We start from the raw sequence: 25,287 nt of genomic DNA on the forward strand, positions 1-25,287 counted from the left end.
AAACGGCGGTTATGAAACAGGGTGTTGCTTAATATTAATATGCTGCACCACCCTCCATCTTTAAGTGTGTGTTATATCTAAATTATTTCTAACAGACTTTTCTTTAATAGGGGTTTCTCGTTGTGATTATTATACATTCTATTTTCCAAATGAGCCCGGAGATAGCATTATTCCTCGCATTAGCTTTAGGTGCCTGGATTGGTAAATTCAAATTTGGGAAATTCCAGCTTGGTAGTGTTGCTGGCGCATTGGTCATTTCTGTCATCCTTAGTCAGTTTGGAGTTATTATAGATGACGGCATCAAAGGTGTTCTTTTTGCACTATTCATTTATGCAGTTGGCTTCGAAAGTGGGCCTCAATTCTTCAGTTCATTGGGATTGAAGTCGGTTAAAGAAATAATTCTTGCTGCTGTTCTGGCTCTTACGGCATTCGCAACTGTCGTAATTATGGCCAGGATATATGACCTGGACAAAGGGACTGCATCTGGCATCACGGCGGGAGCATTAACTCAATCAGCAATTATTGGCACCGCTAGTTCTGCTATAGATAAATTAGGTTTAAGCGCATCAGTGACACAAAACCTGCAATCAAATGTTGCTATAGGGTACGCCGTAACCTACATCTTTGGTTCGCTCGGCGCCATCATCTTATGTGTGAATGTTCTTCCCTGGTTCATGCGGCGCGGCTTGCGAGAAGATGCCGTCAAAGCTGAAGCTGAACTTTTAAATAGTCAAAGAAATTACTGTCCCGGAGAAACGTCAGCTCTCCCCGAACTTGTGGGAAGAGTATATAAAGCTGGGCAAGCAGCAGGCCGAACTGTTGCACAAATAGAGAGTTTGAGCACATTCGGTAAAATTACAATTGAGAGAATAAAACGTAATGGTAAAATTATTGGCCTAAGCTCTAATCTTATCATTGAAAAAGACGATGTTTTATTAATAGTAGGACGTCGTTCTGGAATCATTCAAATTGAAGGAACAATGGGCCCGGAAACAAATGACCGGGATGGTATGGATATGGTAATAGCAATCAGAGATATTATTATCTCTGGTAAAGAATACGCAGAAAAAACAATTGCTCAATTACTCTTAACAAATAAAACCCTGCGCCACGGCGTTTACTTCTTGCGCCTAAGCAGAGGTCAAAAATCAATTCCACTCTTAAGCTCAACTATTGTGAAACCAGGTGATGTTGTCACCGTATATGGTCTGGATGAAGATATACAAAGACTTGCTCAAAGTGTAGGTCCGATCATTACGGTTAATGAAAAGACTGACTTTATCTATCATGGTTTAGGTATTGCTGCGGGTTTATTAGTTGGACTTGGTGTAGTTCATCTCGGCGAAATACCTTTAACCTTAGGTGCAGGCGGTGGAGCACTGTTTTCCGGACTGCTTTTTGGCTGGTATCGTTCGCGCCATATGGTCAGGGGTAATATGCCTACAGCAGCCTCTGGATTATTAAGAGACTTAGGCCTGGCTGGGTTTGTTGCGGTTGTAGGATTACAGTCAGGGCAACAAGCAATACACACTATAGCTGAACATGGCTTATCAATTTTTGTGGTTGGATTAGTGGTAACAGTTGTTCCTTTAGTTATCACAATGCTAATTGGTCGTTATATTTTACGTTATGACAATACAGCTATTTTCGCTGGCGCTTTATCCGGTGCACGTAGTGCTAATCCAGCATTTGGTGAAATTCTTGCAAAGGCCGGTAATTCAGTTCCTACCACGCCTTTCGCAATCACCTATGCCCTCGCTAATGTATTCCTGACTCTGTTAGGACCATTAATTGTTGCTTTTGTATAAACAATAAAGAGACCTAAATATGAACGATTTTAAAAAACTTGCCCAGCTCAGTCCATTTGAACTTAAAGATGAACTAATTAAGTTGGCTTCGAATAATCAGAATCATATTATGTTTAACGCAGGACGTGGAAATCCTAATTTCCTTGCAACGTTGCCACGCCGTGCCTTTTTCCAGTTAGGTTTGTTTGCCGCGAGTGAATCTGAACTATCTTACTCCTACATGAAGCAAGATATCGGCGGTATCCCTGACGGGGAAGGCATTGTTGAGCGCTTTGAACGTTTTACTAATGAAAACATTCATCTTCCGGAAGTGGGCTTTTTGCGTAGTACTTTGAGCTATGTTAAAGATCAACTAGGTTTGCCAGGCAAGACCTATCTCCAGGAATTGGTAGAAGGTATTCTGGGTTGTAATTATCCGGTACCATCGCGGATGTTGGAAATTAGCGAAAAAATTGTTAGTCATTATTTGCTACGCGAAATGTCAGGTAGCGATGCTTCGACTGACGATGTTAAAATTTTTGCCGTTGAAGGTGGAACGGCTGCCATGGCATATATCTTTGATTCATTAAAGAAAAACCACCTGGTCAAAAAAGGGGATAAAGTTGCGATTGGTATGCCCGTTTTTACACCTTATATTGAAATTCCACAACTGGATGAGTATGCTTTTGAAATAGTGAAAATAAACTCTGACGCTGATAATAATTGGCAATACAGTGATGCAGAACTTGATAAATTGAAGGACCCATCAATCAAAGTATTCTTCTGTGTTAACCCAAGCAACCCGGCATCAGTAAAACTTGACGAACGCTGCCTGAATAGGATCAAAAGAATAGTTGAAGACTTTCGTAAGGATCTGATCATTATTACAGATGATGTCTATGGCACGTTCGCAGATGATTTTAAATCTCTTTTTTCTGTATGCCCTAACAATACTATTTTAGTTTACTCATTCTCAAAATACTTCGGTGCAACGGGTTGGCGTTTGGGAACGATCGCCATCCATAACAACAACATTTTAGATGATAAGATTAGGGGATTACCACTTGAGCACAAAGAAGAATTAAACAGACGTTACTCATCTATTATCACTAATGTGGATGATTTAAATTTCATTGATAGACTGGTTGCTGATAGTCGCGCCGTGGCTTTAAATCATACAGCCGGCTTATCTCTGCCGCAACAAATCCAGATGGTGTTGTTTTCTTTGTTTGCCTTAATGGATGAAAATAATAATTACAAAAATACACTTAAAAAGGTTATTCGGCAGCGTCAAGCTACTCTTTATCGCGAGCTTGGTGTATCAGTACCTCAAGATTCATATTCAGTAGATTATTACACTTTGCTCGATTTAGAAAAAATTGCGACTGAGCTTTATGATAGCGACTTCGCCTCATGGATAAGGAGCAACTTCTCTAAAAATGAATTATTTTTCCGCATTGCTTCCGAGACGGGAATTGTGCTACTGCCAGGTAAAGGTTTTGGTAGCCAGCACCCATCTGGTCGTGTTTCATTAGCGAACCTCAATGAATACCAATACGCAAACATAGGACGCTTGTTGAAAAAGATGGCTGGTGAATATTATTTGGCATTCAAAAGAATCAATGATGTTTAGAAGATAGTCACCTGAAATAAAAATTAATGCTGCGGCAGGTTTTACAGGTTTTTTGCCAAAAGCATATTTACTATCCTGTAAAAATACCGCAGGTTACATAGCTCAGTCCGATTCATTTTAAAACAGTCGGACTGAGCCTTTTCAGATGTGCAGAAAGGGGTATTATTTGCCGAGAATTTCCCGGCGGACGATCTCAGCGCCCGCACTTAACGCATGCAGTTTGCCATTGGCCACCTGACGCGGCAGTGGAATCATGCCGCAGTTGGTTGAAGGATAGAGATTTTCAGCATCCACAAACTGCAGCGCTTTGCGCAGCGTGTTTGCCACTTCTTCAGGTGTCTCAATGGCATGAGTTGCCACGTCGATGGCACCGACCATCACTTTTTTACCGCGAATCAGCTCGATCAGATCCATCGGAACCCGCGAGTTCTGACACTCCAGTGAGACAATATCGATAGCTGAACGCTGTAATTTTGGGAAGACCTCTTCGTACTGACGCCACTCTGTACCCAGAGTTTTCTTCCAGTCGGTATTCGCTTTAATGCCGTAGCCGTAGCAAATATGAACCGCGGTTTCACACTTCAGACCTTCGATGGCGCGCTCTAACGCGGCGATGCCCCAGTCATTCACTTCGTCGAAAAAGACGTTAAACGCAGGCTCATCAAACTGAATAATATCCACGCCAGCGGCTTCTAATTCCTTGGCTTCCTGATTCAGAATCTTTGCGAATTCCCAGGCCAGCTTTTCGCGACTTTTATAGTGATTGTCATAAAGGGTATCGATCATCGTCATCGGACCCGGCAACGCCCACTTAATAGGACGATCGGTCAGCTTACGCAGGATTTTCGCATCTTCAACAAACACGGGCTTCTGACGTGAGACTTCACCCACCACGGTCGGGACGCTCGCATCATAGCGATTACGGATTCGAACCACTTCACGCTTTTCAAAATCCACACCGCTAAGGTGTTCAATAAACGTCGTCACGAAGTGCTGACGGGTCTGCTCGCCATCGCTGACGATATCAATACCAGCCCGAACCTGATCGTCCAGACACAGACGCAACGCATCTCTTTTGCCGTCGACTAACTCTTCATCCTGCAGTTTCCAGGGTGACCAGAGCACCTCTGGCTGCGCAATCCAGGAGGGTTTAGGCAAGCTGCCAGCAGTAGATGTCGGTAATAAGGTTTTCATAGCAGGTGACCTTCTATATTTAATTAATCAAAGAACGGATTCAGCAGACCATTGCGCGAGAAGTGTCTGATTCGGCTTAATAAAATGCGTCTCAGTAAACTTACCCTGTTCGACGGCCAGGCGGCTGCGTTCTTCGCGATCGTAAACAATCCGGGTTAACGAATAATCCTGATGCTGCAGCGTGGGCTGATAGCACTGTCCCGCTGCAGAATTCGCGTTGTAAATTTCAGGGCGATAGATCTTCTGGAAGGTTTCCATGGTGCTGATGGTGCTGATCAGCTCGAGATTGGTGTAATCGCTGAGCAGGTCACCGTGGAAATAGAAAGCCAGCGGCGCAACACTGCCCTGCGGCATGAAGAAACGCACTTTCAGACCCATTTTTCCGAAATAGAAATCAGTCAGGGAAGGTTCATCCTGCTGATATTCAATGCCCAATACCGGATGCTGATTACCGGTGCGCACGTAGGTGTTTTTGCTCGATACACTCAGGCAGATAACCGGCGATTTACTGAAGTTCTCTTTATAGACCGCTGAGTTCACGAAACTTTTGAAAATGTTGCCATGCAGCTGACCAAAATCATCCGGCAGGCTGAATACAGTCTGACCTTTGTTATGTTCTGACAGAACAACGCTGAAATCATAATCACGCACATAGGAAGAGAAGTTATTGCCGACAATCCCCTCGGTGCGCTCACCGGTTTTATGATCCACGATATGCGTTTTTAAAATCTCAATCGCCGGGAACGATTCGTCGCTGCTTCCGGGACGAAGATTCAGCTCAGCAGAAATAATCTCAAGTTCAACTGAGTAGCGGTCGCCCTCTGGATTGTCCCAGTGCGCCAGAGAGTTGAAACGATTGTCGATCATCACCAGGGCGTTGTGCAGGTTTTCCTGACGTTTTTCGCCGCGCGCTAAATTAGCGAAGTTAGTTGTCGCCCGCGTATTTTTCGAAGGATTATAGTTTTCGTCGAAACGAATGCGCTTGAGGGTAAAGGCTAAGTTGTTCATCGCTATCGGGTATCCTGGTCGCTGATATGCGTTGTTGCTTTTAAGGGTTATCCAGCGTGGCTATCCCTTTACAACTATTCATATGACTCAAAGTTATTAACAATTCTTACTTTATGCCTCAACACCCGGTTGAAAAAAAGTGATTAAATTTCAATGAACATGAAGGAAATTCATGTTGAGGCAGTAAAGCGGGGAAATTCTCATGAGGCTGCGAGCCTTTTAACACCTGAGGTAAAATCCGGGTGTAAAAAGCCTCGCATAAAGAGGGCTTAGCAAGAGATGTCAGAGGTGGCGTGACCTTTCATCTCTACTTATTGGATGAGGCTTTCATGATCCCATAATCAGGCACGCCAGCGTGCTGTTAGACATTTAGCGGAAATCAACCGGTTCCCACCCGCAGAGCGTTAAAACGCAGCACGGATGCGGCAACTGATACATCCCGGTCATGGCCAGGCAAGACGACTAAATTTTATAAACGTTATCACACATTACTTTATGTGCGCCTGATTTTACCGAAAGCCTGCAGGCTGCCTCTTTCATCAGTTTTCCCATCTCACTGTCGCGCATCGACTGCGTCAGACGTGAAGCCGGACCGGTTAATGCCAGCGCCGCGAGCAGTTTATTACCTTCACCAAACACCGGTACGGAGAATGCCGCGATATGCGGATCGCGGATACCTGACGTGAACAGCGGGAGTTCAGGTACAGAGTCAAACAGGGGTTCATTCAGCCCCCAGTAACGAAGCACCTGTCCGATGGCAGAATTATCCAGCGGCAGATAAGTGCCGGGCAGACGTGTTTCACGCAGTCCTTCAGAGGGCTCCGCTCTGAAAAGACAGAGTCGTTGACCGTTTTCAATCACATACCATGTGGCGCTTTCGCCTGTCGCAGTCGCCAGTGCGTGAAGTTCAGGCTGAACGATACTGGCCAGATGAAAGGATTGTTCATAGAGCTTGCCCAGATAAAGCAGTCTTGGCCCAAGGGTATAAACGCCATTGTCGCGACGAATGACATAGTTCATGCGCTCAAGTGAGTTCATCAGACGATAAACTGTCGTTTTATGGTACCCCGAAAGCTGCGCCAGCGCGGTCAGCGTCAGTGATTCCTCACCAGGCCTGAAACAATCCAGCAGCGCCAGCGCTTTTTCTACGGCAATTACGCCTTCATTCCCCATCGGTACGTTCTCCTGTTTGCGACGGCAGGCAGTTTACCGCGCAATTTGTGATTCACATCGTATTTACATCACAAATGAATGCTTAACACTGGTGCGAACTCAATTAACATCGATATAGTAGTTTTATATTGTACAACTTAGTTGTGCCTGGTAAAACAAAGAGGATTAATCTATGCCCCATGCAGAGAATACCTTCATCAATCGTGACATTATCCGTATCGCACCAGAGCGCGTAAAACAGGCTGCTCAGTTTCAGGCGGCGATCCTTGCTGATGTTGCCGGACGACGCGGAACGCTGCACGGTCGCGTAAAACCTGTGTCCCCCACAATGAAAGTCGCCGGACCGGCTATCACTGTCGAGGTGAGACCGGGCGACAACCTGGCGATCCATGCCGCGCTGGCGATTGCCCAGCCGGGCGATGTCATTGTGGTCGATGGCAAAGGCGATATCAGCTGTGCATTAATCGGTGAGATAATGTCCACCCAGGCAGAAGCCTCCGGCATCGCCGGAATTATTATTGATGGTGCGGTGCGTGACGCCGATGCACTGAGCGCAAACGGCTTCCCGGTTTTCTCTGCGGGCCTTAATCCCTGCGGCCCGACCAAGTCTATTGCGGGACGCGTCAACTACCCTATTTCTGTGGCGGGCGCAGCCATTCAGCCTGGCGATCTCGTCATCGGGGATATTGATGGCGTGGTGGTTTTGCCGCGTGAAGACGTTCCTGCGTTGCTCGAACTGGCGCAGAAAAAACTCGATTTCGAAACCAGCCGTATCGCAGCCATTCGTGATGGCGACCTTCGCGCGCCGTGGTTAGAGAAAGCCCTGCAAACCGCTGGCATGCTGGTCGATGGGGAGACGCTCTGATGACAACCTCTTCTCACGTGATCCTGGTGACGGGCAATGACCTGGCACCACAGGCAGTAAGCTTGCTTAGTGACTTCAGCATCGTTTATGCCGGCAAACAGCCCAGCGAAGATAGCCTGTTCCAGCTCTGCCAGCAGCATAACCCTGTGGCGATTATCGTTCGATACGGAAAAATCAACGCCCGCATTATGGATGCCGCGCCTGACCTGCGGGTTATTTCCAAACACGGCAGCGGCATTGACGTTATCGACCAAAAGGCGGCGGCTGAACGTCATATCAGTGTTCAGTCAGCGCCGGGTGCCAACGCAGCGGCCGTGGCCGAGCATACCTGGGCGTTGATTTTAGCCTGTGCAAAATCGGTGATACCGCTTGATCAGCGCATGCGCCAGGGACACTGGGACAAATCGACCCATAAGTCGGTGGAGCTGGAGGGCAGAACGCTGGGTCTGGTAGGGCTTGGTGCCATAGGCGGTCGTGTTGCCCGCATTGGCCGTGCTTTTGGCATGAAGGTTCTCGCTTATGATCCTTTTGCCAGAACCTTTCCTGATGAGTGTGAATCCTCCTCACTTGACGACCTGCTGCAACAGGCAGATGTCATTTCGCTGCACTGCCCGTTAACCGAACAGACGCAACAGATGATTAACGCTGAGAAACTGGCTCTGTTTAAAAAAGGCGCCATCCTGGTAAACACGGCGCGCGGTGGTCTCATTGATGAAGAAGCGCTGTTAGCGGCGCTGGATAATGGCACTGTCGCCTGGGCCGCACTGGACAGTTTTGCCACAGAACCCCTGACTGCGCCGCATATCTGGCAGAGTGTTGGAAATGTGATTCTGTCGCCACACATCGGCGGCGTCAGCGATAACTCCTACGTGAAGATGGGTACCGTCGCGGCCAGTAACATATTAAGCGTACTGGCAGAACCACTGAAAAATGAAAGTCCGGTAGCCTGAACCGCCCTCTCCAGCCGATCAGACAGGCAACAGCGCTGTCTGGTCGGCTGGTTAATGGGTTTAATCTGCTGCATTAGAGCGTAATGCTTAGCTGTCAGGGTTTCCGATAAGAATCTTATTCTTTTCTATGCCGTCCTGGCTTACTTGCCTTCGCCCACATTAATGGGTTTATTATCCTTCAATCGTTAACGACTCTTCTCGCGTATTGAATGAGGTGGCTCACTTCCGCGTCTCTTTTGGAGCTGACTGCTCTCTCATTTACGCCTCCACACTTCCTGATGCCCGCTAATACATACAGAAATAAGCATGTCTCTGTGGAATTGAGCAGTTATGTTTGATGACGATCAAAAAGTTTAATTGATGTCTATATTTCACGAAGATATGTCTGCTATGAGTTTTCATCTCAATCTATTGGTGCAGCACATTAATTGAACCATTCAACGAATATTCAGTTTTTCAATCGTTGATAGCTTGTCCTTATAGTTGAAATCTTTTAACGTTTATATCCCAGAAGGCACCAGTTAAAGGATACCGAGAGAAATGGAATAAATGCAACAATGCTGGCCCGCTCAATCGTATCAGGCGTTGCTTCTGTACCAATGGATTTCTATTCTGGTCTGGAGCGCACCTTTCAGGATTTGAATCTTTCTGATGGTGGACGACGTACCCAATCACGTAATATGCATGATGACATCCGGATAGGTCGTGTTGTTTATCAAGCTTTCAAAGACAGGAACGAGATAGCTAAAATCGTAAAGATCATTATTGATGATTCGCTGCAATACCTTCCAGAACCCGTGCTCCGAAAGGTCTATGACACACTCATTGGTGGCGCAACTTCAATGACCAGTCGTACGGCAACACAGCTGTCACTTTCCTCTTACCTGGGTTCTAAGTCGTTAGTGGCGTCATGCTGTCATTCATTTCCCGTGTGGCACTGCGCGGACTTACCGGCGGTCTGACCGGCGGTGTTATTGTTCAGGGGATGATCTCACGAGCCTGTGAAGCATCACGGAGATTACAGTTGCAAAATCCTGAATTGTTGAGAAAGCTGCGGATCAACGATTACGACATGCTTTATTTTATGTTTGAAGAACCTCTTCAGAACTTTATCAAAATGGGCGAAATGCTGCGTAAAAACCCTTCAGCCTCCAGAGAGTTTATTTATGCTATCGAAAACTATTAAACTGCTCCGTAAGCTCATTGCAGAAGTATCAGGTGGTTTTGTCTTGATGGCTATGGTGGTTGGAATATTCCTGGCGGTCACCGTGAATGAAGGTGCCATGCGCATTATCGGACCATTGCTCATACTCATAGTTGGCCTGATTGTTTATGGACTCACATATCTGATTGCAGACAAAACTGACCGACATTAATTAGCTTTAGCACCGCATGTAAGGGAATCAGTCGTTTATTGTCAAAATCTGTCATGACGTGACCCATTTTCTTGCTATCAGCGCTATGCAACAATTCTAACCAGGCTTGTTTGATGAGCGCAAATATCACGGTTATTGTCTTGATGTCACTGATTAAGGCCTGCATAACAAAGCAGGAATGATGTACCAGTAGGATGATGACACAGGATTTTTCAAGCGCTGAATCATATCGCCTTCTCATTTGTCGGAGACAGAGATAAAGTCGGAAGAGGCCGCCTGCAGACGCGCTGATAAGCGTCTGCAGGCGAGATTACTTTATTTACTGACTGATGAAGCGCTATTTTCAACGTCGATGGTTAACTCTTTTTTGCGGCCCATGACCAGCACGGCAATGCCCCCGATGCCACAGAGGATAGCCAGAGGCACCATGGCCAGCGTATGGCTGCCGGTCGCCTGATTGATAATGCCATAAACGTTGACCATCACCCCACCGCCGATCAGGTTCGCCATCGCACCGATAGCCGCCAGACCCGCTGCAGCGGTAGTCGATGACATCCATCCCGATGCCAGCGCCCAGAAAGGTCCTTTCATTGAGTAGGCCCCGATTAATACCAGCGACAGGATCACCACACTGCCGGTCAGACTATTGGTGATAAAGGCTGACAGCAGGCCACCTGCAATTAAGAACAGCGTTAACGCGGTGTGCCAGCGACGCTCGCCGCTGCGGTCAGAACTTCTGCCCCAGATAATCATCAGAATGGAGGCCAGGCCGTAGGGAATCGCATTGACTAAACCGGTGGTGAAGTTATCCAGTCCAAACGATTTAAGCAGTTGCGGAGACCATACGCTCAGCGTTGAGCCCGCCGCAGACGCGCCTGCATAAATCAGCGCCATCACCCAGATATGTTTGTGGCGCAGCAACTGCCACAAAGAGATATGACCTATCGCCTTCTTCTTCGCATTTTCAGCTTCAAGAGTGCTGTTCAGCCACGCTTTTTGTTCCTGATTTAACCAGCTGGCATTAGTGGGACGATTGCTCAGTAAAAAGAAGGCTGCAATTCCCAGAATGACCGCCGGAATACCCTCCAGGATAAATAACCAGTGCCAGCCACGCATACCGTACCAGCCATCCAGTGACAAAATCAGACCAGAAATGGGCGATCCAATAAAGTTCGCTGCAGGAATGGCCACCATAAAGGTAGCAATCACGCGTGCACGGTACTTTCCGGGGATCCAGTAAGTCAGATAAAGAATGACGCCAGGGAAAAATCCGGCCTCAGCGGCACCCAGTAAAAAGCGCAATATATAGAGTGTATTGGCACTTTCAACAAAGGCGGTACAGACAGAGATGATACCCCACGACACCATGATGCGAGAGATCCAAATCTTTGCGCCAATTTTCTGCATGGCCAGATTGCTGGGTACTTCAAACAGGAAGTAACCGACAAAAAACAGACTGCTCGCAAAACCAAATACCGCTTTCGACAACCCTAAATCTTCGTTCATCTGCAACGAAGCCATCCCAATGTTGCCGCGATCGATAATAGCAATCAGATAACAAACAATCAGGAAGGGCAAAATGCGCCAGACCACCTTCTTAACGGTCTGCTGCTCAATATCGGCAGAGAAAGTCGTGATGTGCTGTTTTTCAGACATGATGATCCTCACAATTTTGTCATCGCTTTACGTGCAATCCGCAAAGCGCTTTGTTTTACTCTGTAAAACCGTAATGTACTGAGTAAAACCATTATCACGATAAAAACTCTTTCCCGCCGGAAGATGTAATCAGGTTGTGTTATTTGTCACAAAAAAGTATTCCTCTACCTTGGTTTATGTGACGAGTATGTCGTTAACGCGTGGAGTTCAGCGATCTTTTTAATGAAGTGACGATGGCACTATCTGTATCATCACTCTTTCATGATGATGCCGAAACTGCGGCTGTAGCGCTTTTTCTGCTATGTGACGATGCATTGTCCGTTACCGGCAGCCAGTACATCGTCGATGGCGGGCTGCTGCATGACAGATCCATAGTCAGCATTCGCATTTGTAACCGACCTGACAAATAATGGTCAGGAGATAATGATTAACAAAGCGAGGATCGCATGAAGACTCCCCTGCTCAAAACTGAACGTCTTATACTTAAGCCATTAATTTCTGAAGATGCAGTTCAGATTCAGAAACTTTATCCGCGCTGGGAAATTGTTCGCTATATGGTCGCCTCCGTGCCATGGCCTTACCCTGAAGACGGGGCACAGAATTACGTCAATAATGTTGCCCTGCCCGATATGGCAAAAGGCGTTGCCTGTTTCTGGACGATCAGACGTCATGAAAGGCCAGACGAGGTCATGGGTTTAATCTGTCTGTATGACGTTGAAGATAATAACCGCGGATTCTGGCTGGCACCGGAATATCAGCGTCAGGGCTATATGCGTGAGGCGAGCATTGCAGTGACGGATTACTGGTTTAACACCCTGAATAAAACGGTCCTGCGAGCGCCAAAAGCAGCCCTCAATAGCCGATCCCAGCGGATATCAGCCCGAAGCGGCATGCGGCTCATCAGAACAGAAAAGAAAGACTATGTCAGTGGCAGGCTGGATTCTGAGATCTGGGAAATTACCCGCGACGAGTGGAATGCCCGTTCACATAGCTGAAAATAGCCAGGGAATATTGACTTCTGATTCTATGCTGACACCGCCTTCGCATGAGGACGTTAGATACGTAGAAAATATTAATACTCGATGCTGAGGCTGGTCATCAGCATGATGAGGCTGGCCTGAATAAATATTATCTCCGGAAGGACAATATTTTTGCAAAACACACAGCCTCATCGCGATTTACGTATGGCCCATAATTATCTATGCGCTCGTAACTATTTTTCTGATAAAAATTCACAGCCTTATGGTTAACAGATCGTGTTGCAAGCCAGATTTGGTCGTATCCCATACTCAAAGCAGATTTTTCGAGGAAAGTAAGTAACGCATTACCGATAGCCGGGGAACTACGATCCGAAAACATCCTTTTCAGTTCGGCTATATGCTCTGTTAACGGTCTGATTGCTCCGCACCCTACCGCGTCACCCTTATTGTTTCTGGCGAGCACCCAGAGCGATCGCTCTTCATCCATTGAGTCCATTGTGAAATTGCTTTTGCCATTATCACCCGTAATCGCTGCGAGTTCTGCTGACAGTTTTGTTATTAAAAGCTGAGATTCAGCCGAGCGAGGATCGGCCTTTTCCAGAGTTATCATGCCCATACCCTTTGTTGATTATTACAGACAGGATATAAAGAGTTGATGCTAAAAGCATCCTCCTTCAAATGCGATATTGAGTCGCTGTCGGTATGAATTACAGGTCGTTATGTCGGCAGTACGTTACGATTACGCCCTTTGACATGTTGGTCTGAGTACGGTTTAAGTTGCCTGTGGATCCCTCCCCTCCCTGATGCTCGCACAGTCTGCACACTTATGACCTCCACGGACTTCACTAACCGCCAATTCCAATACAGACCGCATTAGCGGCTAACCCTGTACTTCACATCTATAATTCAGTCACTCAGGCCCATGCGCCCGATCCGGCTAGCCGATTAATCAGCGAGGGGGTGGCTGGACGTCGTAGTGTCAGCGATACATCGATATTCACTCCCCGGATGATACCGGCCGGGTTTAAGACGCTCATCATTTACAGAAATAAGGATGCCTCATGATCTTTTCTCTCAAGAATCAGGTTGCGCTGGTTACCGGTGCCAGCTCGGGTCTCGGCTATGCCTGCGCAGAAGCACTCGCTAAAGAAGGTGCCTGTGTGGTGATTAACTACCATAGCCAGGCGGAACCGGCCGGGGAGCTGGCTGAGAAAATCCGCGCCGATGGAGGCCGTGCAATTGCTGTCAAAGGAGACGTGTCTAAAGAGGCGGATGTAGAGAATCTTTTTGACCAGACGATCAGGGAATTTGGCAGGCTGGATATCCTGGTGGCGAACTCAGGACTTCAGAAAGATGCCCCGTCCATAGAGATGACGCTTGAGGACTGGAATACCGTTCTGGACGTAAACCTGACTGGCCAATTCCTCTGCGCGCGCGCTGCGTTGCGTCAGTTCAAGCGTCAGGAGCATCGCAAGGACATCAGCAAAGCTGTCGGTAAGATTATTCATATGAGTTCGGTTCACCAGCTCATTCCCTGGGCCGGACACGTCAACTATGCCGCATCAAAAGGCGGCGTTGACTTGCTGATGAAAACGCTGGCTCAGGAAGTGGGTGAAGAACGTATTCGTGTCAATGCAGTGGCACCCGGCGCTATCGCTACCGCCATCAACGAGGAAAGCACCCAGGGTGAAGCGGGCAAAGCGCTGTTAAAGCTCATCCCTTACGGGCGTATCGGTGCGGCTGAAGATGTGGCGAATGCCGTCGTCTGGCTTGCCAGTGATCTCTCTGATTACGTTCATGGCACCACGCTTTTTATCGATGGTGGAATGAGCCTTTATCCCGGATTCCGCGACAACGGCTGAGTGATGCGTCACTGTACCTGGTGGGTGGCCGACTGATTGATAGCCCGTTGATGGGAATGGTATCCGAAACGGGAAGTCCGGATTACGCATTCTCGCCGTTCATAATAAACGCCAGCGGGCTGGTGCGTTCAGTCCATGCCGCAATCGCTTCAGTAAGGTTGAACGGGAAGAGCATCGATTCAATCTTTACAGCTATCCGGGCTAAGCAGACGCGTGCGGCAGACCTCCAGAATTTCATCAGCAAGCCCGGAATTATCCGGGCAGGCACGCGAAAGCATCAGGGCACCCACAAGATGCGCGAGCGTATTGATGAGATCCGCACGCGTGACCTGTTCCGTTTCTAAAACGGCAAGCTGTCGTTCAATTCCGGCCGCAAAGGTCTCGCGGATGGATTCAGACTGACGCGCTGCATCGGTGCCCAAAGCCGACATGACACACCCCTTTGCCATATCATCGCGATGCTGCCGGGAAAGGTAATATTCAACGAACTTTTCCCGACTCACACCCTGAGTTTTTTCCGCCGATTGCGCGAAGCCGCAGCTCATCGCTTCGGCTAACAAATCGGCTTTCGACCCAAAGTGCTTATAGAACCCGCCATGCGTTAACCCTGCGGCTGACATCAGTTCAGCGACGCCTACCCCATCGTAACCCCGCTCACGAAAAAGTTCTGACGCCGTTTCAACGATTCGGTTCCTGTTTTCGCGAACCTGCTCTTTTGACACTTTCATCTTTTCCTCCTGAAACTGAGCTTAAGTATACATTGATGATGATCATAATCAAACCAGTTGACTTTAATGATTACGGTCATCATCATTAAATCAGTTTACTGACCCGCTAATCCGCAAAGGAATAACCATGACAAATCAATCCTTATTTCAGCCCTATGAACTGGGATCTGTCACGCTTGCGAATCGCATCGTGATGGCCCCGCTGACACGTAACCGGGCAGGCGCAGGCCTGGTGCCAGGTGAACTGGCAGCGACTTACTACGGTCAGCGTGCCACAGCAGGGTTACTGATTACCGAAGCTACGCAGATTTCAGCAGAGGCGCAGGGCTATCAGGATACGCCGGGGATCTACACGCAGGCCCAGATTGAGGGCTGGCGTAAAGTCACAGATGCGGTACATGACAAAGGCGGACGTATATTTGTGCAGTTATGGCACACAGGTCGAATTTCACATGTCGATTTACAGCCAGAGGGTGCCGCACCAGGCGCGCCGTCAGCTATCCGTGCTGAAACCAAAACCTTCGTGAACAACCATTTTGTTGATGTTTCAGAACCCAGAGCGCTTGAGCTGAAGGAAATAAAAGGCATTGTTGCCGATTTCAGAAAGGCATCAGCCAATGCCATTACCGCAGGTTTTGATGGTGTAGAGATACACGGTGCGAATGGCTATCTGCTTGAACAGTTCCTGAAAGATGGTGCCAATCAGCGTACCGATGAATATGGCGGTTCAGTTGAGAATCGTGCGCGGTTGCTATTAGAGGTCGTGGAGGCCGTGAAAGATGAGATCGGCGCCGCGCGGACGGGCGTTCGCATCTCACCGGTCTCACCTGCTAATGCAATTTCATGCAGCGATCCGCAGCCACAATATGACTACCTGGCAGAGCAACTTGATGCTTCAGGTATCGTTTATCTGCATGTCGTTGAAGGCGCGACGGGAGGTCCCCGTGATGCCTCACCGTTCGATTACGCTTCGCTGCGTCGCCGCTTTAAAAACACCTACATTGGTAACAATGGCTATGACCTGGCGCTGGCGTCTGACCATCTTGCACAGGACAAAGCCGATTTTTTCGCGTTCGGTCGCCCCTTCATTTCTAACCCCGATTTCGTCCAAAGACTTAAGTCGGGAGCGCCTCTGGCCCCGCTTAATCCTGAAACACTGTATGGCGGTGGTGCGGAGGGCTACACAGACTATCCATCGCTTAGCGGTAACAGTTAATAACTCTTTAGATATCACGGTTAACCCTGCATCGCTAACGGCGATTTTTATAAAACAAATGAAGAAGATAAAATTATGACTCGTACATCAGTCCTCATTACAGGCGCTTCAACGGGTATTGGTGCTGTTTACGCTGAGCGTTTTGCGCGTCGTGGACATGACCTTGTTCTGGTTGCTCGCGACAAATTGAAATTAGAGGCGCTGGCAGAACGGCTGCGGCAGGAATGTCATATTTCCGTCGATGTGCTGCCTGCCGATCTCACGCTGGCGAGTGATTTAGCTGCTGTTGAAGCACGCCTCCGGGAAGACACGCGGATAGGCACTCTTATCAATAACGCAGGTATCGCTCAGTCCGGCACGTTTACCGAGCAGACGCCTGATTCCATCGAACGCCTTATCGCGCTTAACGTCACTGCCCTGACGAGACTGGCCACTGCTGCAGCGGGCCGGTTCGCAGAAGCCGGAGAAGGTTCGATCGTCAATATCGGTTCCGTAGTCGGTCTCGCCCCGGAATTTGCAATGACGGTTTACGGCGCAACAAAAGCCTTTGTTCTTTTCCTTTCTCAGGGAATGAACGTTGAGCTCTCTCAAAAAGGCATCTATATCCAGGCGGTGCTCCCTGCAGGTACATACACCGAAATCTGGGATCGTGCCGGTATCGACATCAGTAACGCTTCAAAAATGATGGAAGTGGGTGAACTGGTTGACGCCGCTCTGGCGGGTTTTGACCGCCGCGAGCGCGTGACGATTCCGCCATTACATAATGCTGAGCGCTGGGATGTTCTTGATGCCTCCCGTCAGGGTCTCCTCTCGGACATCAGGCAGGAAGAGGCCGCAGAGCGATACAAGACCCTTTAGCTAAGCACAGCTCAGCAGAACCTTTTCAGGGTTCAGCTGAGCGGTAAATCGACCATGAATCTCTTAATGCGTCTCTCTTCTCTGAAGGGAAACTGAACCCAATCACACGAGCGTATCCCTAATGAGTCAACAACGTGTAGCACTGGTAACCGGCGCCTCTTCAGGTATCGGTGAAGCCTCTGCCAATAAACTTTTAGCCGCGGGTTACAGGGTATATGGCACCAGCCGGCGTGGCCCACAACCAGGTCAATACGCCTTTCCACTACTGGCGCTGGATGTCACGGATGACACTTCGGTGAAGAGTGCCATTGAGGAGTTGATTCGGCTGGAGGGGCGAATCGATCTCCTGGTGAACAACGCCGGTTTTGGGGTAGCGCCAGCGGCGGCGGAAGAGAGTTCAGTTGAACAGGCGAAGCAGATCTTCGACACAAATTTTCTGGGGATTGTCAGGCTGACGCGCGCCGTGCTGCCTCACATGCGTCGTGAGGGCAGCGGGCGCATCATCAATATCGGTTCAATTCTGGGGATCGTGCCGTTGCCGTATGTGGCCCTCTATGCGGCCAGCAAACATGCAGTCGAAGGGTATACAGGCGCACTTGACCATGAACTGCGCACGCTGGGCATCAGGGTTTCTGTCATCGAACCGGCATACATAAAAACGCAGTTCGAAGCTCACAATATTGAACCGGATGCAAAACTTGAAGAGTACGACCGTATCCGCGCTAAGTTAACGAAGGTGGTCAGTAAGGCAATGGCTGAGGCGGAAAGTCCGGAGGTAGTAGCGGAGGTGGTGGTCAAAGCGGCTCAGACTTTACGCCCAAAGGTACGCTACACGGCAGGAACGCTGGCCGCAAAATTGAATTTCATCCTCCGATTTGCCCCGGCAAAACTCCTGGATAAGGTCGTGCGGAACAGCCTTCAGCTGGATGCCAGAAATTAAAAAATCACATTTTCGCGACTGGCCGCCGGTATCCGCTATCTGTTATTTCAGTCGTGTCCGGTTTCGTTGAATGAAGGCATGAGCATATTAACCGGCAAATCCTTATTCCATTATTTATTACGTTGCTCCCGGGAGCTTTTTTTGCTCAGTAACAGAGGCACCTGAGAAGACTTCAGTGCTAAAAATCAGAGGATAAACACCAAATGAAAACCAGGACGATGCGAGCCTTTACGTTTAAACGCTACGGGAAATCACCTGAGCTGGGATTTGAAAATGTAGATTACCCTTCCCCCGGTGCCGATGAAATCCTGGTAAAAGTCTATGCCGTTGGTCTGAATCCCATTGATAACATTATCCCCAGCGGAATATTCAAACCGATTCTGCATTTTAAACTTCCGGCGACGCTGGGCAGTGATTTGTCAGGCGTGGTTATTGCAACAGGAAGTCGGGTGACACGTTTCAAGCCGGGCGATGAAGTCTTCGCCAGCATTTTCGACATTGGAACAGGTTCACTCGCCGATTTTGCACGCATTCCTGAACGTCTCGCGGCTTTTAAGCCCGAAAATCTGGATTTCATTGAGGCTGCTTCGCTGCCGATGGTTAGCCTCACCGCCTGGCAGGCGTTTACAGAGAGAGCACATCTGCGGCCAGGACAAAAAGTATTTATTCCGGCAGGTTCGGGAGGGATTGGCACTATTGCGATTCAGCTGGCGAAACATCTTGGCGCCAGGGTAGCGACGACGACCAGTTCAGCCAACGTAGAGTGGGTGAGTCGGCTGGGCGCAGATGAAGTAATTGACTATAAAAAGCAGGGATTTGAAAAGGTGCTAAGTGGCTACGATCTCGTACTCGGCACGCTGCGGGGGGATTCCATTGAAAAAGCCATGCAGATTCTTAAACCTGGCGGAAAGATACTTTCTCTGGTCGGTCCATTAGACGTTAATTTCGCGCGAGCCAGGCAACTGAATATCTTCCTGCGGATGATATTTGCCCTGATGAGTCGCAAAATTATGCGCCTTTCAAAAAAGCGCGGTCTGGATTATTCATTTCTCTTTGTTCGTCCTGATGGCGATCAACTCACCCAAATCGGCAAACTTATAGAAGCAGAACACATCAAACCGGTGATCGACAGGGTGTTCCCATTTGCAGACACAAAAGATGCCCTGGCTTACCTTGAACAGGGACATGCAAAGGGTAAAGTCGTGGTTAAAATTCATCAGGAATAACAACCAGATCTGACGTGGAAAATAATCATTAACCCTGGCGGTAGCGCCTGAAGTCAGAATGCTGGCCTGCTAACTAAGCATCTGCTTCCCAGACCCCGCTGTCGTTATGCACTCTGTGTTAATGTTAACGTCATACGGTTTTGCTCTGAGGATTGCGACATGTCTCCCTTTTATCAACTTACTGCCACCAGCCTGAATGGCCAGCTTATCCCGATGGCCGACTACACTGACAAGGTGGTTCTGGTGGTAAATACCGCCAGCCATTGTGGATTCACGCCACAATACGCAGGTCTTGAATCGCTCTATAAAAAGTACGCCGCTCAGGGGCTGGTAGTGCTGGGTTTTCCCTGCAACCAGTTCGGAAAGCAGGAACCCGGCGGTGCCGAAGAAATCGCGCAGACATGCCACATTAACTATGGTGTGAGTTTTCCGATGTTCGGGAAAATTGAGGTCAATGGCACCTCAACGCACCCGATATTTCGCTACCTGAAAGATGAATTACCCGGCGTGCTGGGTGGTCGTATTAAGTGGAACTTCACTAAGTTCCTGATCGGGCGCAACGGCAAACCGCTCAAACGCTTTGCCCCGACCACTACCCCGGAGAAAATGGAATCCGCTATTCTTGCTGCTCTTTAAGTGAGGTGTTTTACCATCTCACTGTCAATGACGGGATTACCAGTAAACTGTTTCTTTCCGCTCCATCTGGCAGTGCCTGTAACTCATCCACGTCTGTACCGGGCCAGAAGCGGACGTTACTCACTGTGAGAAGCAGAACGCATAGCAGCGCTATGCCCGGTTTGGTCAGTCAGTCCGGATATAACCGCCAGAATCAGCGCTATAACCGAGAGTATCGCGCCTGCCCAGTCAGGCGACTGAAGACCAAAGCCGGCCGCTATAACTGCCCCTCCCAGCCATGCACCCAGGGCATTACCGAGATTGAAGAGACCTATGTTAACGGCTGCAGCCAGCGTCGGAGCCCCTGCCGCCCGCGCTTTGTCCATCACCAGTTTCTGGATGGGGGACACGGTCGCAAACCCAAACGCAGCCATCAGAAAAATACAGACCGCTGACATGACCTGGCTGTGGGCAGTAAAGTTAAATACCAGCAGGACGATGGCCTGAGCGGCCAGGGTGACGTAAAGCATCGGCATCAGCGCGCGATCGGCATATCTGCCGCCCAGCTGATTACCGACAAATAGCCCCAGACCGAACAGCAGCATCAGCCATGCCAGGCTGCTTTCGCTGTATCCGGCCAGCCCGATCATCATGGGTGCGATATAGGTAATGGAGGTAAAAAATGCACCCGGCCCAAAGACCGTTATGCCCATCGCCAGCAGAACATTGACGTTGCGGAAGGCATTAAACTCGTGTGCGAAATTATGGTTCTCCGGACGGGGCTGATGCGGGATAAGCATGCCGACGCTGATAACCGTAACAACTCCAATTGCGGCAATAACCATAAAAGCATCCCGCCAGGAAAGATGCTGCCCGATCCAGGTTCCGACGGGAACACCAATAAGATTTGCTACGGTCAGTCCCATGAACATGAATGCAATCGCCCTTACCCGCTTAGACGGCGCAACCATATCGGCAGCAATGATCGAACCAATACCGAAGAAGGCGCCGTGAGTCAGAGACGTGATGATCCTGCCCAGAATGGCAATGCCCAGCGTGGGCGCAAAGGCCGTAACGAGGTTACCCGCTACAAACAGCAGCATCAGGAAAACCAGCATGGCTTTTCGGGGCACTTTTGAGCCCAGAATAATCAGGGCCGGCGCGCCGACAAAAACACCCAGCGCATAAGCCGTTGCCAGATTTCCGGCCACGGGAATAGTAACGTTGAAATCAGCGGCAATAACGGGAAGCAGGCCGGCAATGATGAATTCAGTCGTACCGATACCGAATGTACCAATCGCCAGCGCCCAGAGAGCAAGTGGCATAACAAATATCCTGTCAGTTAACCTATTTTTTTGTCTGAGCTGCGCATAACACGTGCCGGCTTTCGTTTAGAGAACCGGCACATGACATGGTGATGGCAGCAGGACAGACAGGATATAAGTTTGCTTAGAGTTGATAAACAGCCCTGAAATCGCCTGAGTGGTGACAAAAATTCTACTTAAGAGTGCCAAAGTATCCTTTTTCGGCCTTACTTAGCAGTTCATCGACAATAAGCCTGACCTTGGGGATCAGATGCCTTGTCCGGGGCCAGACAACGTTCAGCCCGACGGGTACGGGCATATGATCGGGCATAACAGCAACAAGCCTGCCCTCATCAATATGGCTGTTCACCATCGATTCCGGAAACTGGGCAATACCTGCTCCTGCAAGGCAGGCCTGAAGCATGGCGTCTCCGTCGCTTATCTGGTGTGCCGAGGCCGAGATAAACTTTATTTCCCGCTCCCCGGCTGGCCGTAGCCGCCAGGCAAGCGGTGCCCCCCGCCGGTACCCCATAATGCAGCAGTGTTTTTTTAGCGCTTCGACATCAAAGGGCTGACCATGCCGCTCAACATAAGCGGGAGATGCGCAGAGCATGAGGCGCTGTCGGCTCAGACGACGCGCAATCAGCTCATCGGTACTCTGCAGTTCGCCCAGGCGCAGTACCAGGTCAACGCCCTCCTCAACCGGATCAATCAGACGGTCGTTAAAGGTCAACACCAGACGCAGGGCTGGATAACGATTCATCACTTCAAGCAGCACCGGCATCATCAGGTTGCGTCCGAATGATGCCGGCATGTCTATACGCACCGTTCCGGCAGGATTGTCCTGCCGCCGGCTGAGCGTATTTTCAGCCGAGTCCAGAATTTCCAGTGCAGAGAGGCAACTGGTGAGATAGGCCTCTCCGTCACTGGTCAGGCTTAGCTTACGGGTTGAGCGGTGAAACAGCCGCGTTCCCAGCCTCTCCTCAAGCCGCGCCACGCTTTTTCCGACGGCAGATTTTGTAATGCCCAATTGCTCCGCAGCTTCAGTAAAGCTCCTGGACCTGGCCGTTGTGACAAAAGTTGTGATTCCTCGCAAGGATTCCGCTGTAAACCCGGTAGACATAAAGTTGACTCTCTGGCGACTCATAGCGTGTTTATCGATGTGTAATTCTATACCAGGCTTAAGTCAGTTCGAAAACAAAGTGCCGGCACCTGTCGGCGTATCCATATTAAAAAAACAGGGAGCAGTCATGTCACAGGCAAGACCTTTGAAATTTGTCTCACTGCTGGGCAGTCTTTGCGCGGATTCTTTTAACGCCGTCGTAGCCCGCAATCTTAGCCTGCTGGCGCCGGCAGGCGTGGATGTCAGCGCGCTCAGCTCTGTCGGGGAAATACCGCATTACGACGCTGACCTGCAGGCTCAGGGATTTCCTGAATCGGTTGTGGAAATGGGACAAGCGATAGCGGCAGCAGACGGCCTGATTATTGTCACACCTGAATATAACTATTCTGTGCCGGGTGCCCTGAAAAATGCGCTGGACTGGCTTTCACGTCTTCCGGATACCCCAGTCGCCGGTAAGCCCGTCGCCATAATCACTGCGTCACCCGGTGCCATAGGTGGCGCAAGGGCGCAGTATCACCTGCGCCAGATTCTGGTCTTTCTCGACGGCAGAGTGCTTAACAAGCCAGAAGTCATGATTGGACAGGCCTCATCCCGGCTTGATCCAAAATCCGGCCACATAACGGATGCGGACACCCGTGACCATATTTCGGCTCAGCTTAGTGCGCTCGCGACAATGGCGGCCCGCCAGGGCTGATTAATAACATTACTCACATCTGAACAACCACAGGGAGAAAACTATGTCTACCAACGTTATTCGCGGTATGGACCACGTCGGCATTACCGTTTCTGATATTGATGAGGCTACCCGCTTCTTTTCTGACGCCTTTGGTGCAGAAGTTATTTATGACTCCGTCTCGCCTTCAGACGATGACGTAAAAGGCGAAGAAACGGAAAATATTCTGAACCTGTTCCCGGGAACGAAAATTACCAAGGTCAGAATGATGAAGCTGAAGCACGGCCCGGGACTGGAACTTTTTGAAATGAAGGGGCCAGAGCAAAGTCAGCCCGTGCGACCCAGTGATTATGGCCTGCAGCATTTTGCTGTTTACGTTGATGACATCAATGAGGCTATCAGCCTGTTCGAGCAGGCTGGCGGGAAAATGTTTACTTCTCCTCAGCCCCTGATGTTTCCAACTGAGGTGGGAGAGAATAACTTTTTCTGCTACGGCCGCACGCCGTGGGGTAGCGTCATTGAACTGATTTCTTTACCTTCAAAGCTGCCGTATGAAGACCATACCTCTCTGCGCCGCTGGAAGCCCTGAGTGTAACCGGGTGCGCCAGCGCAGGCGTACCCGTAAATACTAAACGTCCGCTTCTCGCTCATAGCTGACTTGCCCACGAATAATTTCCGACTCATACCCACGTACAAGACAGTTGCTTGCAGCTGGAGTGGCTGGTTTTCCAGGCGGCCCCTATAACGCCGCCCCGGCACCTATCACATACATGTCCGGGAGGGCTCACTTCTGGTTTCACTATGAATGTTGACACCTGCAACATCCGCTCACAAGAGTGTGAAAATCATCCCTGAAACCGATTAAGGTTCACAAGTTGTCGCAGCATCTCGATATGAATCGGTTTATCATTAAGCGCCGGTATGTAAGTAAACGATGTACCACCCGCATGCATAAAAATCTCCCTGTTCTGCTCATCAAGCTCCTCAAGCGTTTCTAAACAGTCTGATGCGAACCCCGGGCTGATTACATGCAGGCTTTTTATTCCTTCATTCGGTAGATTTTTAATTGTCTCATCAGTAAAAGGCGTTAACCATGGCTCTCTGCCGAATCTTGACTGGAACGTCATCAATATTTTCAATGACGGCATATTGATTGCTTCAATGAGTAATTTTGTCGTTAACTCACATCTTTCCTGGTATCGGTCCCCCTCTTTGACAAACCTCACCGGTATACCATGATATGAAATCAACAATGCATCTGGAATGCCGTTAGCTTCGAAAGATGCCTGAACGGATGCTCTTAACGCTTCAATGTAGGCAGGGTGATCGGCATAGTCATTGATGAAGTTTATGGAGGGAGTATACCGGTTCTTCATTATCTGCAGGTGACGGCTCACGCTATCCCAAACAGAAGAAACGGTCGAAGATGAAAACTGGGGATACAAAGGAATGACGATAATTTTATCGACGCCTTTTTCCAGTAGCCTGTCAATTGCACCACCTATACCCGGCTCGCCATAACTCATCCCCAGCTCGACGGGCATACCTGTCACTTCTTCAAGCGCACGGGCTTGCCTGACGCTGTAAACCATGAGAGGAGAACCTTCCTCCATCCAAATCGAAGAATATAATTTCGCCACTCGCCTTGCACGTAATGGGATAATCACGCCATGTAGAATGGGGCACCAGATGATTCTTGGTAAGTCAACCACTCTGTAGTCATGCAGAAATTTAGATAAAAATTTCTTTACCTCAACAGGCGTTGGTTCTTTTGGTGTTCCAAGGTTAACAATCAAAACACCCTGTTTATTCGTCATCAGGTGGGACCCTCAAGGCCATTGTCACTAACTCACTCATGCCAGTCACTCCGTAGCAGTTTGTCTTAAAGGCCTCAATTTGAGCTCATTTTGTAGAAATAATTGAAATGCAGATTTACTGTTTCACGGCTTATGATGCTATGAATCGGATTGCAGTCATCGCTTTTACTCAACGATCATGATTTTAGGACATATCATCAGTGAAAACATTACTTTCTCTATCGTCAGATTTAACCAGTGCGGGGCTACGCGACGTCATCATTGAAGTCGGGGTGTGGAGGAGTTAGCTGGAGGAGGTGAGAA

24 protein-coding genes and 1 pseudogene are annotated in these 25,287 nt (G+C 49.0%); 15 read left to right on the forward strand and 10 right to left on the reverse strand.

What is annotated here, in order from left to right; translation table 11 throughout:
• The first annotated feature begins 122 nt into the window (after positions 1-122).
• Together aspT and EPG66_RS19225 are read left to right on the forward strand one after the other, a co-directional pair.
• On the forward strand, positions 123-1,808 hold the full coding sequence (gene aspT / locus EPG66_RS19220) for an aspartate-alanine antiporter (RefSeq protein WP_182687829.1): 1,686 nt from the start codon (positions 123-125) through the stop codon (positions 1,806-1,808).
• A 19-nt stretch (positions 1,809-1,827) separates the two neighbouring features.
• Positions 1,828-3,420, forward strand: a complete 1,593-nt coding sequence (locus EPG66_RS19225) for a bifunctional aspartate transaminase/aspartate 4-decarboxylase (protein WP_182687831.1) — start codon at positions 1,828-1,830, stop codon at positions 3,418-3,420.
• 162 nt (positions 3,421-3,582) lie between these two features.
• On the opposite strand, the gene EPG66_RS19230 is transcribed toward EPG66_RS19225, so the two are convergent.
• From EPG66_RS19230 to EPG66_RS19240, 3 genes are all read right to left on the reverse strand, one after another.
• Entirely contained in the window at positions 3,583-4,614 is a 1,032-nt protein-coding gene (locus EPG66_RS19230; protein WP_069026641.1) for a methionine synthase, read from the reverse strand.
• 27 nt (positions 4,615-4,641) lie between these two features.
• A complete protein-coding gene (locus tag EPG66_RS19235) occupies positions 4,642-5,622 on the reverse strand; it encodes a DUF1852 domain-containing protein (protein WP_182687833.1) in 981 nt (326 codons plus the stop codon).
• A 462-nt stretch (positions 5,623-6,084) separates the two neighbouring features.
• Positions 6,085-6,795 (reverse strand): IclR family transcriptional regulator, encoded by a 711-nt coding sequence (locus EPG66_RS19240; RefSeq protein WP_010247520.1) that lies wholly within the window; start codon positions 6,793-6,795, stop codon positions 6,085-6,087.
• A 172-nt stretch (positions 6,796-6,967) separates the two neighbouring features.
• Between EPG66_RS19240 and EPG66_RS19245 the strand changes: the two genes are divergently transcribed.
• The 4 genes from EPG66_RS19245 to EPG66_RS19260 all read left to right on the forward strand — a co-directional run bounded on the left by EPG66_RS19245 (position 6,968) and on the right by EPG66_RS19260 (position 9,986).
• Positions 6,968-7,660: an RraA family protein gene (locus EPG66_RS19245; RefSeq protein ID WP_143990939.1), complete on the forward strand. Its 693-nt coding sequence runs from the start codon at positions 6,968-6,970 to the stop codon at positions 7,658-7,660.
• Positions 7,660-8,610, forward strand: coding sequence for a hydroxyacid dehydrogenase (locus EPG66_RS19250; RefSeq protein ID WP_182687835.1), 951 nt, complete (start codon positions 7,660-7,662; stop codon positions 8,608-8,610). The genes EPG66_RS19245 and EPG66_RS19250 overlap by 1 nt, the downstream gene beginning before the upstream one ends.
• Before the next feature lie 910 nt (positions 8,611-9,520).
• A complete protein-coding gene (locus EPG66_RS23090; protein ID WP_223265962.1) occupies positions 9,521-9,796 on the forward strand; it encodes a hypothetical protein in 276 nt (91 codons plus the stop codon).
• Entirely contained in the window at positions 9,777-9,986 is a 210-nt protein-coding gene (locus EPG66_RS19260; protein WP_182687837.1) for a hypothetical protein, read from the forward strand. The genes EPG66_RS23090 and EPG66_RS19260 overlap by 20 nt, the downstream gene beginning before the upstream one ends.
• 103 nt (positions 9,987-10,089) lie before the next feature.
• Here EPG66_RS19260 and EPG66_RS23285 read toward each other — a convergent pair.
• Positions 10,090-10,223 (reverse strand): annotated as a pseudogene (locus EPG66_RS23285) (IS30 family transposase); the annotation flags it as partial.
• A gap of 78 nt (positions 10,224-10,301) precedes the next feature.
• Positions 10,302-11,642, reverse strand: coding sequence for an MFS transporter (locus EPG66_RS19265; protein ID WP_033768614.1), 1,341 nt, complete (start codon positions 11,640-11,642; stop codon positions 10,302-10,304).
• 446 nt (positions 11,643-12,088) lie between these two features.
• Between EPG66_RS19265 and EPG66_RS19270 the strand changes: the two genes are divergently transcribed.
• Positions 12,089-12,637, forward strand: coding sequence for a GNAT family N-acetyltransferase (locus EPG66_RS19270; protein ID WP_069026636.1), 549 nt, complete (start codon positions 12,089-12,091; stop codon positions 12,635-12,637).
• A gap of 133 nt (positions 12,638-12,770) precedes the next feature.
• Here EPG66_RS19270 and EPG66_RS19275 read toward each other — a convergent pair whose 3' ends face one another.
• Complete coding sequence (locus tag EPG66_RS19275; RefSeq protein ID WP_083069491.1) at positions 12,771-13,232, reverse strand: GNAT family N-acetyltransferase; 462 nt, start codon at positions 13,230-13,232, stop codon at positions 12,771-12,773.
• Positions 13,233-13,683: 451 nt separating this feature from the next.
• Between EPG66_RS19275 and EPG66_RS19280 the strand changes: the two genes are divergently transcribed.
• On the forward strand, positions 13,684-14,484 hold the full coding sequence (locus EPG66_RS19280) for an SDR family oxidoreductase (protein WP_039387810.1): 801 nt from the start codon (positions 13,684-13,686) through the stop codon (positions 14,482-14,484).
• 179 nt (positions 14,485-14,663) lie between these two features.
• Here EPG66_RS19280 and EPG66_RS19285 read toward each other — a convergent pair whose 3' ends face one another.
• Positions 14,664-15,212, reverse strand: coding sequence for a TetR/AcrR family transcriptional regulator (locus tag EPG66_RS19285; protein ID WP_182687839.1), 549 nt, complete (start codon positions 15,210-15,212; stop codon positions 14,664-14,666).
• A 127-nt stretch (positions 15,213-15,339) separates the two neighbouring features.
• On the opposite strand from EPG66_RS19285, the gene EPG66_RS19290 reads away from it, so the two are divergent.
• The 5 genes from EPG66_RS19290 to EPG66_RS19310 all read left to right on the forward strand — a co-directional run bounded on the left by EPG66_RS19290 (position 15,340) and on the right by EPG66_RS19310 (position 20,088).
• Complete coding sequence (locus EPG66_RS19290) at positions 15,340-16,428, forward strand: alkene reductase (RefSeq protein ID WP_182687840.1); 1,089 nt, start codon at positions 15,340-15,342, stop codon at positions 16,426-16,428.
• A gap of 75 nt (positions 16,429-16,503) precedes the next feature.
• On the forward strand, positions 16,504-17,286 hold the full coding sequence (locus tag EPG66_RS19295) for an SDR family NAD(P)-dependent oxidoreductase (RefSeq protein WP_182687842.1): 783 nt from the start codon (positions 16,504-16,506) through the stop codon (positions 17,284-17,286).
• A gap of 121 nt (positions 17,287-17,407) precedes the next feature.
• Entirely contained in the window at positions 17,408-18,226 is an 819-nt protein-coding gene (locus EPG66_RS19300) for an oxidoreductase (protein WP_083069481.1), read from the forward strand.
• A 203-nt stretch (positions 18,227-18,429) separates the two neighbouring features.
• Complete coding sequence (locus tag EPG66_RS19305; protein ID WP_064703014.1) at positions 18,430-19,452, forward strand: NADP-dependent oxidoreductase; 1,023 nt, start codon at positions 18,430-18,432, stop codon at positions 19,450-19,452.
• 159 nt (positions 19,453-19,611) lie between these two features.
• Complete coding sequence (locus tag EPG66_RS19310; RefSeq protein ID WP_182687844.1) at positions 19,612-20,088, forward strand: glutathione peroxidase; 477 nt, start codon at positions 19,612-19,614, stop codon at positions 20,086-20,088.
• A 116-nt stretch (positions 20,089-20,204) separates the two neighbouring features.
• Here EPG66_RS19310 and EPG66_RS19315 read toward each other — a convergent pair whose 3' ends face one another.
• Positions 20,205-21,392, reverse strand: a complete 1,188-nt coding sequence (locus EPG66_RS19315; protein WP_182687845.1) for an MFS transporter — start codon at positions 21,390-21,392, stop codon at positions 20,205-20,207.
• A gap of 172 nt (positions 21,393-21,564) precedes the next feature.
• On the reverse strand, positions 21,565-22,494 hold the full coding sequence (locus EPG66_RS19320; protein WP_182687847.1) for a LysR family transcriptional regulator: 930 nt from the start codon (positions 22,492-22,494) through the stop codon (positions 21,565-21,567).
• Between the two features lie 127 nt (positions 22,495-22,621).
• Between EPG66_RS19320 and EPG66_RS19325 the strand changes: the two genes are divergently transcribed.
• Entirely contained in the window at positions 22,622-23,188 is a 567-nt protein-coding gene (locus EPG66_RS19325) for an NADPH-dependent FMN reductase (RefSeq protein WP_182687849.1), read from the forward strand.
• Between the two features lie 43 nt (positions 23,189-23,231).
• Positions 23,232-23,756 (forward strand): VOC family protein, encoded by a 525-nt coding sequence (locus EPG66_RS19330; protein WP_083069471.1) that lies wholly within the window; start codon positions 23,232-23,234, stop codon positions 23,754-23,756.
• A gap of 256 nt (positions 23,757-24,012) precedes the next feature.
• On the opposite strand, the gene hemH is transcribed toward EPG66_RS19330, so the two are convergent.
• The gene (hemH, locus tag EPG66_RS19335) at positions 24,013-24,984 is read right to left on the reverse strand and encodes a ferrochelatase (RefSeq protein WP_031594330.1); all 972 of its coding nucleotides are present in this window, start codon (positions 24,982-24,984) and stop codon (positions 24,013-24,015) included.
• Between the last annotated feature and the right edge of the window lie 303 nt (positions 24,985-25,287).

Source organism: Pantoea pleuroti, from assembly GCF_014156615.1.
Taxonomy (GTDB): domain Bacteria; phylum Pseudomonadota; class Gammaproteobacteria; order Enterobacterales; family Enterobacteriaceae; genus Pantoea; species Pantoea agglomerans.

Coding starts and splice junctions, on each gene's coding strand:
- EPG66_RS19225 (WP_182687831.1), top strand. CDS start 1,828: ATGAACGATTTTAAAAAACTTGCCCAGCTCAGTCCATTTGAACTTAAA.
- EPG66_RS19230 (WP_069026641.1), bottom strand. CDS start 4,614: ATGAAAACCTTATTACCGACATCTACTGCTGGCAGCTTGCCTAAACCC.
- EPG66_RS19235 (WP_182687833.1), bottom strand. CDS start 5,622: ATGAACAACTTAGCCTTTACCCTCAAGCGCATTCGTTTCGACGAAAAC.
- EPG66_RS19240 (WP_010247520.1), bottom strand. CDS start 6,795: ATGGGGAATGAAGGCGTAATTGCCGTAGAAAAAGCGCTGGCGCTGCTG.
- EPG66_RS19245 (WP_143990939.1), top strand. CDS start 6,968: ATGCCCCATGCAGAGAATACCTTCATCAATCGTGACATTATCCGTATC.
- EPG66_RS19250 (WP_182687835.1), top strand. CDS start 7,660: ATGACAACCTCTTCTCACGTGATCCTGGTGACGGGCAATGACCTGGCA.
- EPG66_RS23090 (WP_223265962.1), top strand. CDS start 9,521: ATGCTGTCATTCATTTCCCGTGTGGCACTGCGCGGACTTACCGGCGGT.
- EPG66_RS19260 (WP_182687837.1), top strand. CDS start 9,777: ATGCTATCGAAAACTATTAAACTGCTCCGTAAGCTCATTGCAGAAGTA.
- EPG66_RS19265 (WP_033768614.1), bottom strand. CDS start 11,642: ATGTCTGAAAAACAGCACATCACGACTTTCTCTGCCGATATTGAGCAG.
- EPG66_RS19270 (WP_069026636.1), top strand. CDS start 12,089: ATGAAGACTCCCCTGCTCAAAACTGAACGTCTTATACTTAAGCCATTA.
- EPG66_RS19275 (WP_083069491.1), bottom strand. CDS start 13,232: ATGATAACTCTGGAAAAGGCCGATCCTCGCTCGGCTGAATCTCAGCTT.
- EPG66_RS19280 (WP_039387810.1), top strand. CDS start 13,684: ATGATCTTTTCTCTCAAGAATCAGGTTGCGCTGGTTACCGGTGCCAGC.
- EPG66_RS19285 (WP_182687839.1), bottom strand. CDS start 15,212: ATGAAAGTGTCAAAAGAGCAGGTTCGCGAAAACAGGAACCGAATCGTT.
- EPG66_RS19290 (WP_182687840.1), top strand. CDS start 15,340: ATGACAAATCAATCCTTATTTCAGCCCTATGAACTGGGATCTGTCACG.
- EPG66_RS19295 (WP_182687842.1), top strand. CDS start 16,504: ATGACTCGTACATCAGTCCTCATTACAGGCGCTTCAACGGGTATTGGT.
- EPG66_RS19300 (WP_083069481.1), top strand. CDS start 17,408: ATGAGTCAACAACGTGTAGCACTGGTAACCGGCGCCTCTTCAGGTATC.
- EPG66_RS19305 (WP_064703014.1), top strand. CDS start 18,430: ATGAAAACCAGGACGATGCGAGCCTTTACGTTTAAACGCTACGGGAAA.
- EPG66_RS19310 (WP_182687844.1), top strand. CDS start 19,612: ATGTCTCCCTTTTATCAACTTACTGCCACCAGCCTGAATGGCCAGCTT.
- EPG66_RS19315 (WP_182687845.1), bottom strand. CDS start 21,392: ATGCCACTTGCTCTCTGGGCGCTGGCGATTGGTACATTCGGTATCGGT.
- EPG66_RS19320 (WP_182687847.1), bottom strand. CDS start 22,494: ATGTCTACCGGGTTTACAGCGGAATCCTTGCGAGGAATCACAACTTTT.
- EPG66_RS19325 (WP_182687849.1), top strand. CDS start 22,622: ATGTCACAGGCAAGACCTTTGAAATTTGTCTCACTGCTGGGCAGTCTT.
- EPG66_RS19330 (WP_083069471.1), top strand. CDS start 23,232: ATGTCTACCAACGTTATTCGCGGTATGGACCACGTCGGCATTACCGTT.
- hemH (WP_031594330.1), bottom strand. CDS start 24,984: ATGACGAATAAACAGGGTGTTTTGATTGTTAACCTTGGAACACCAAAA.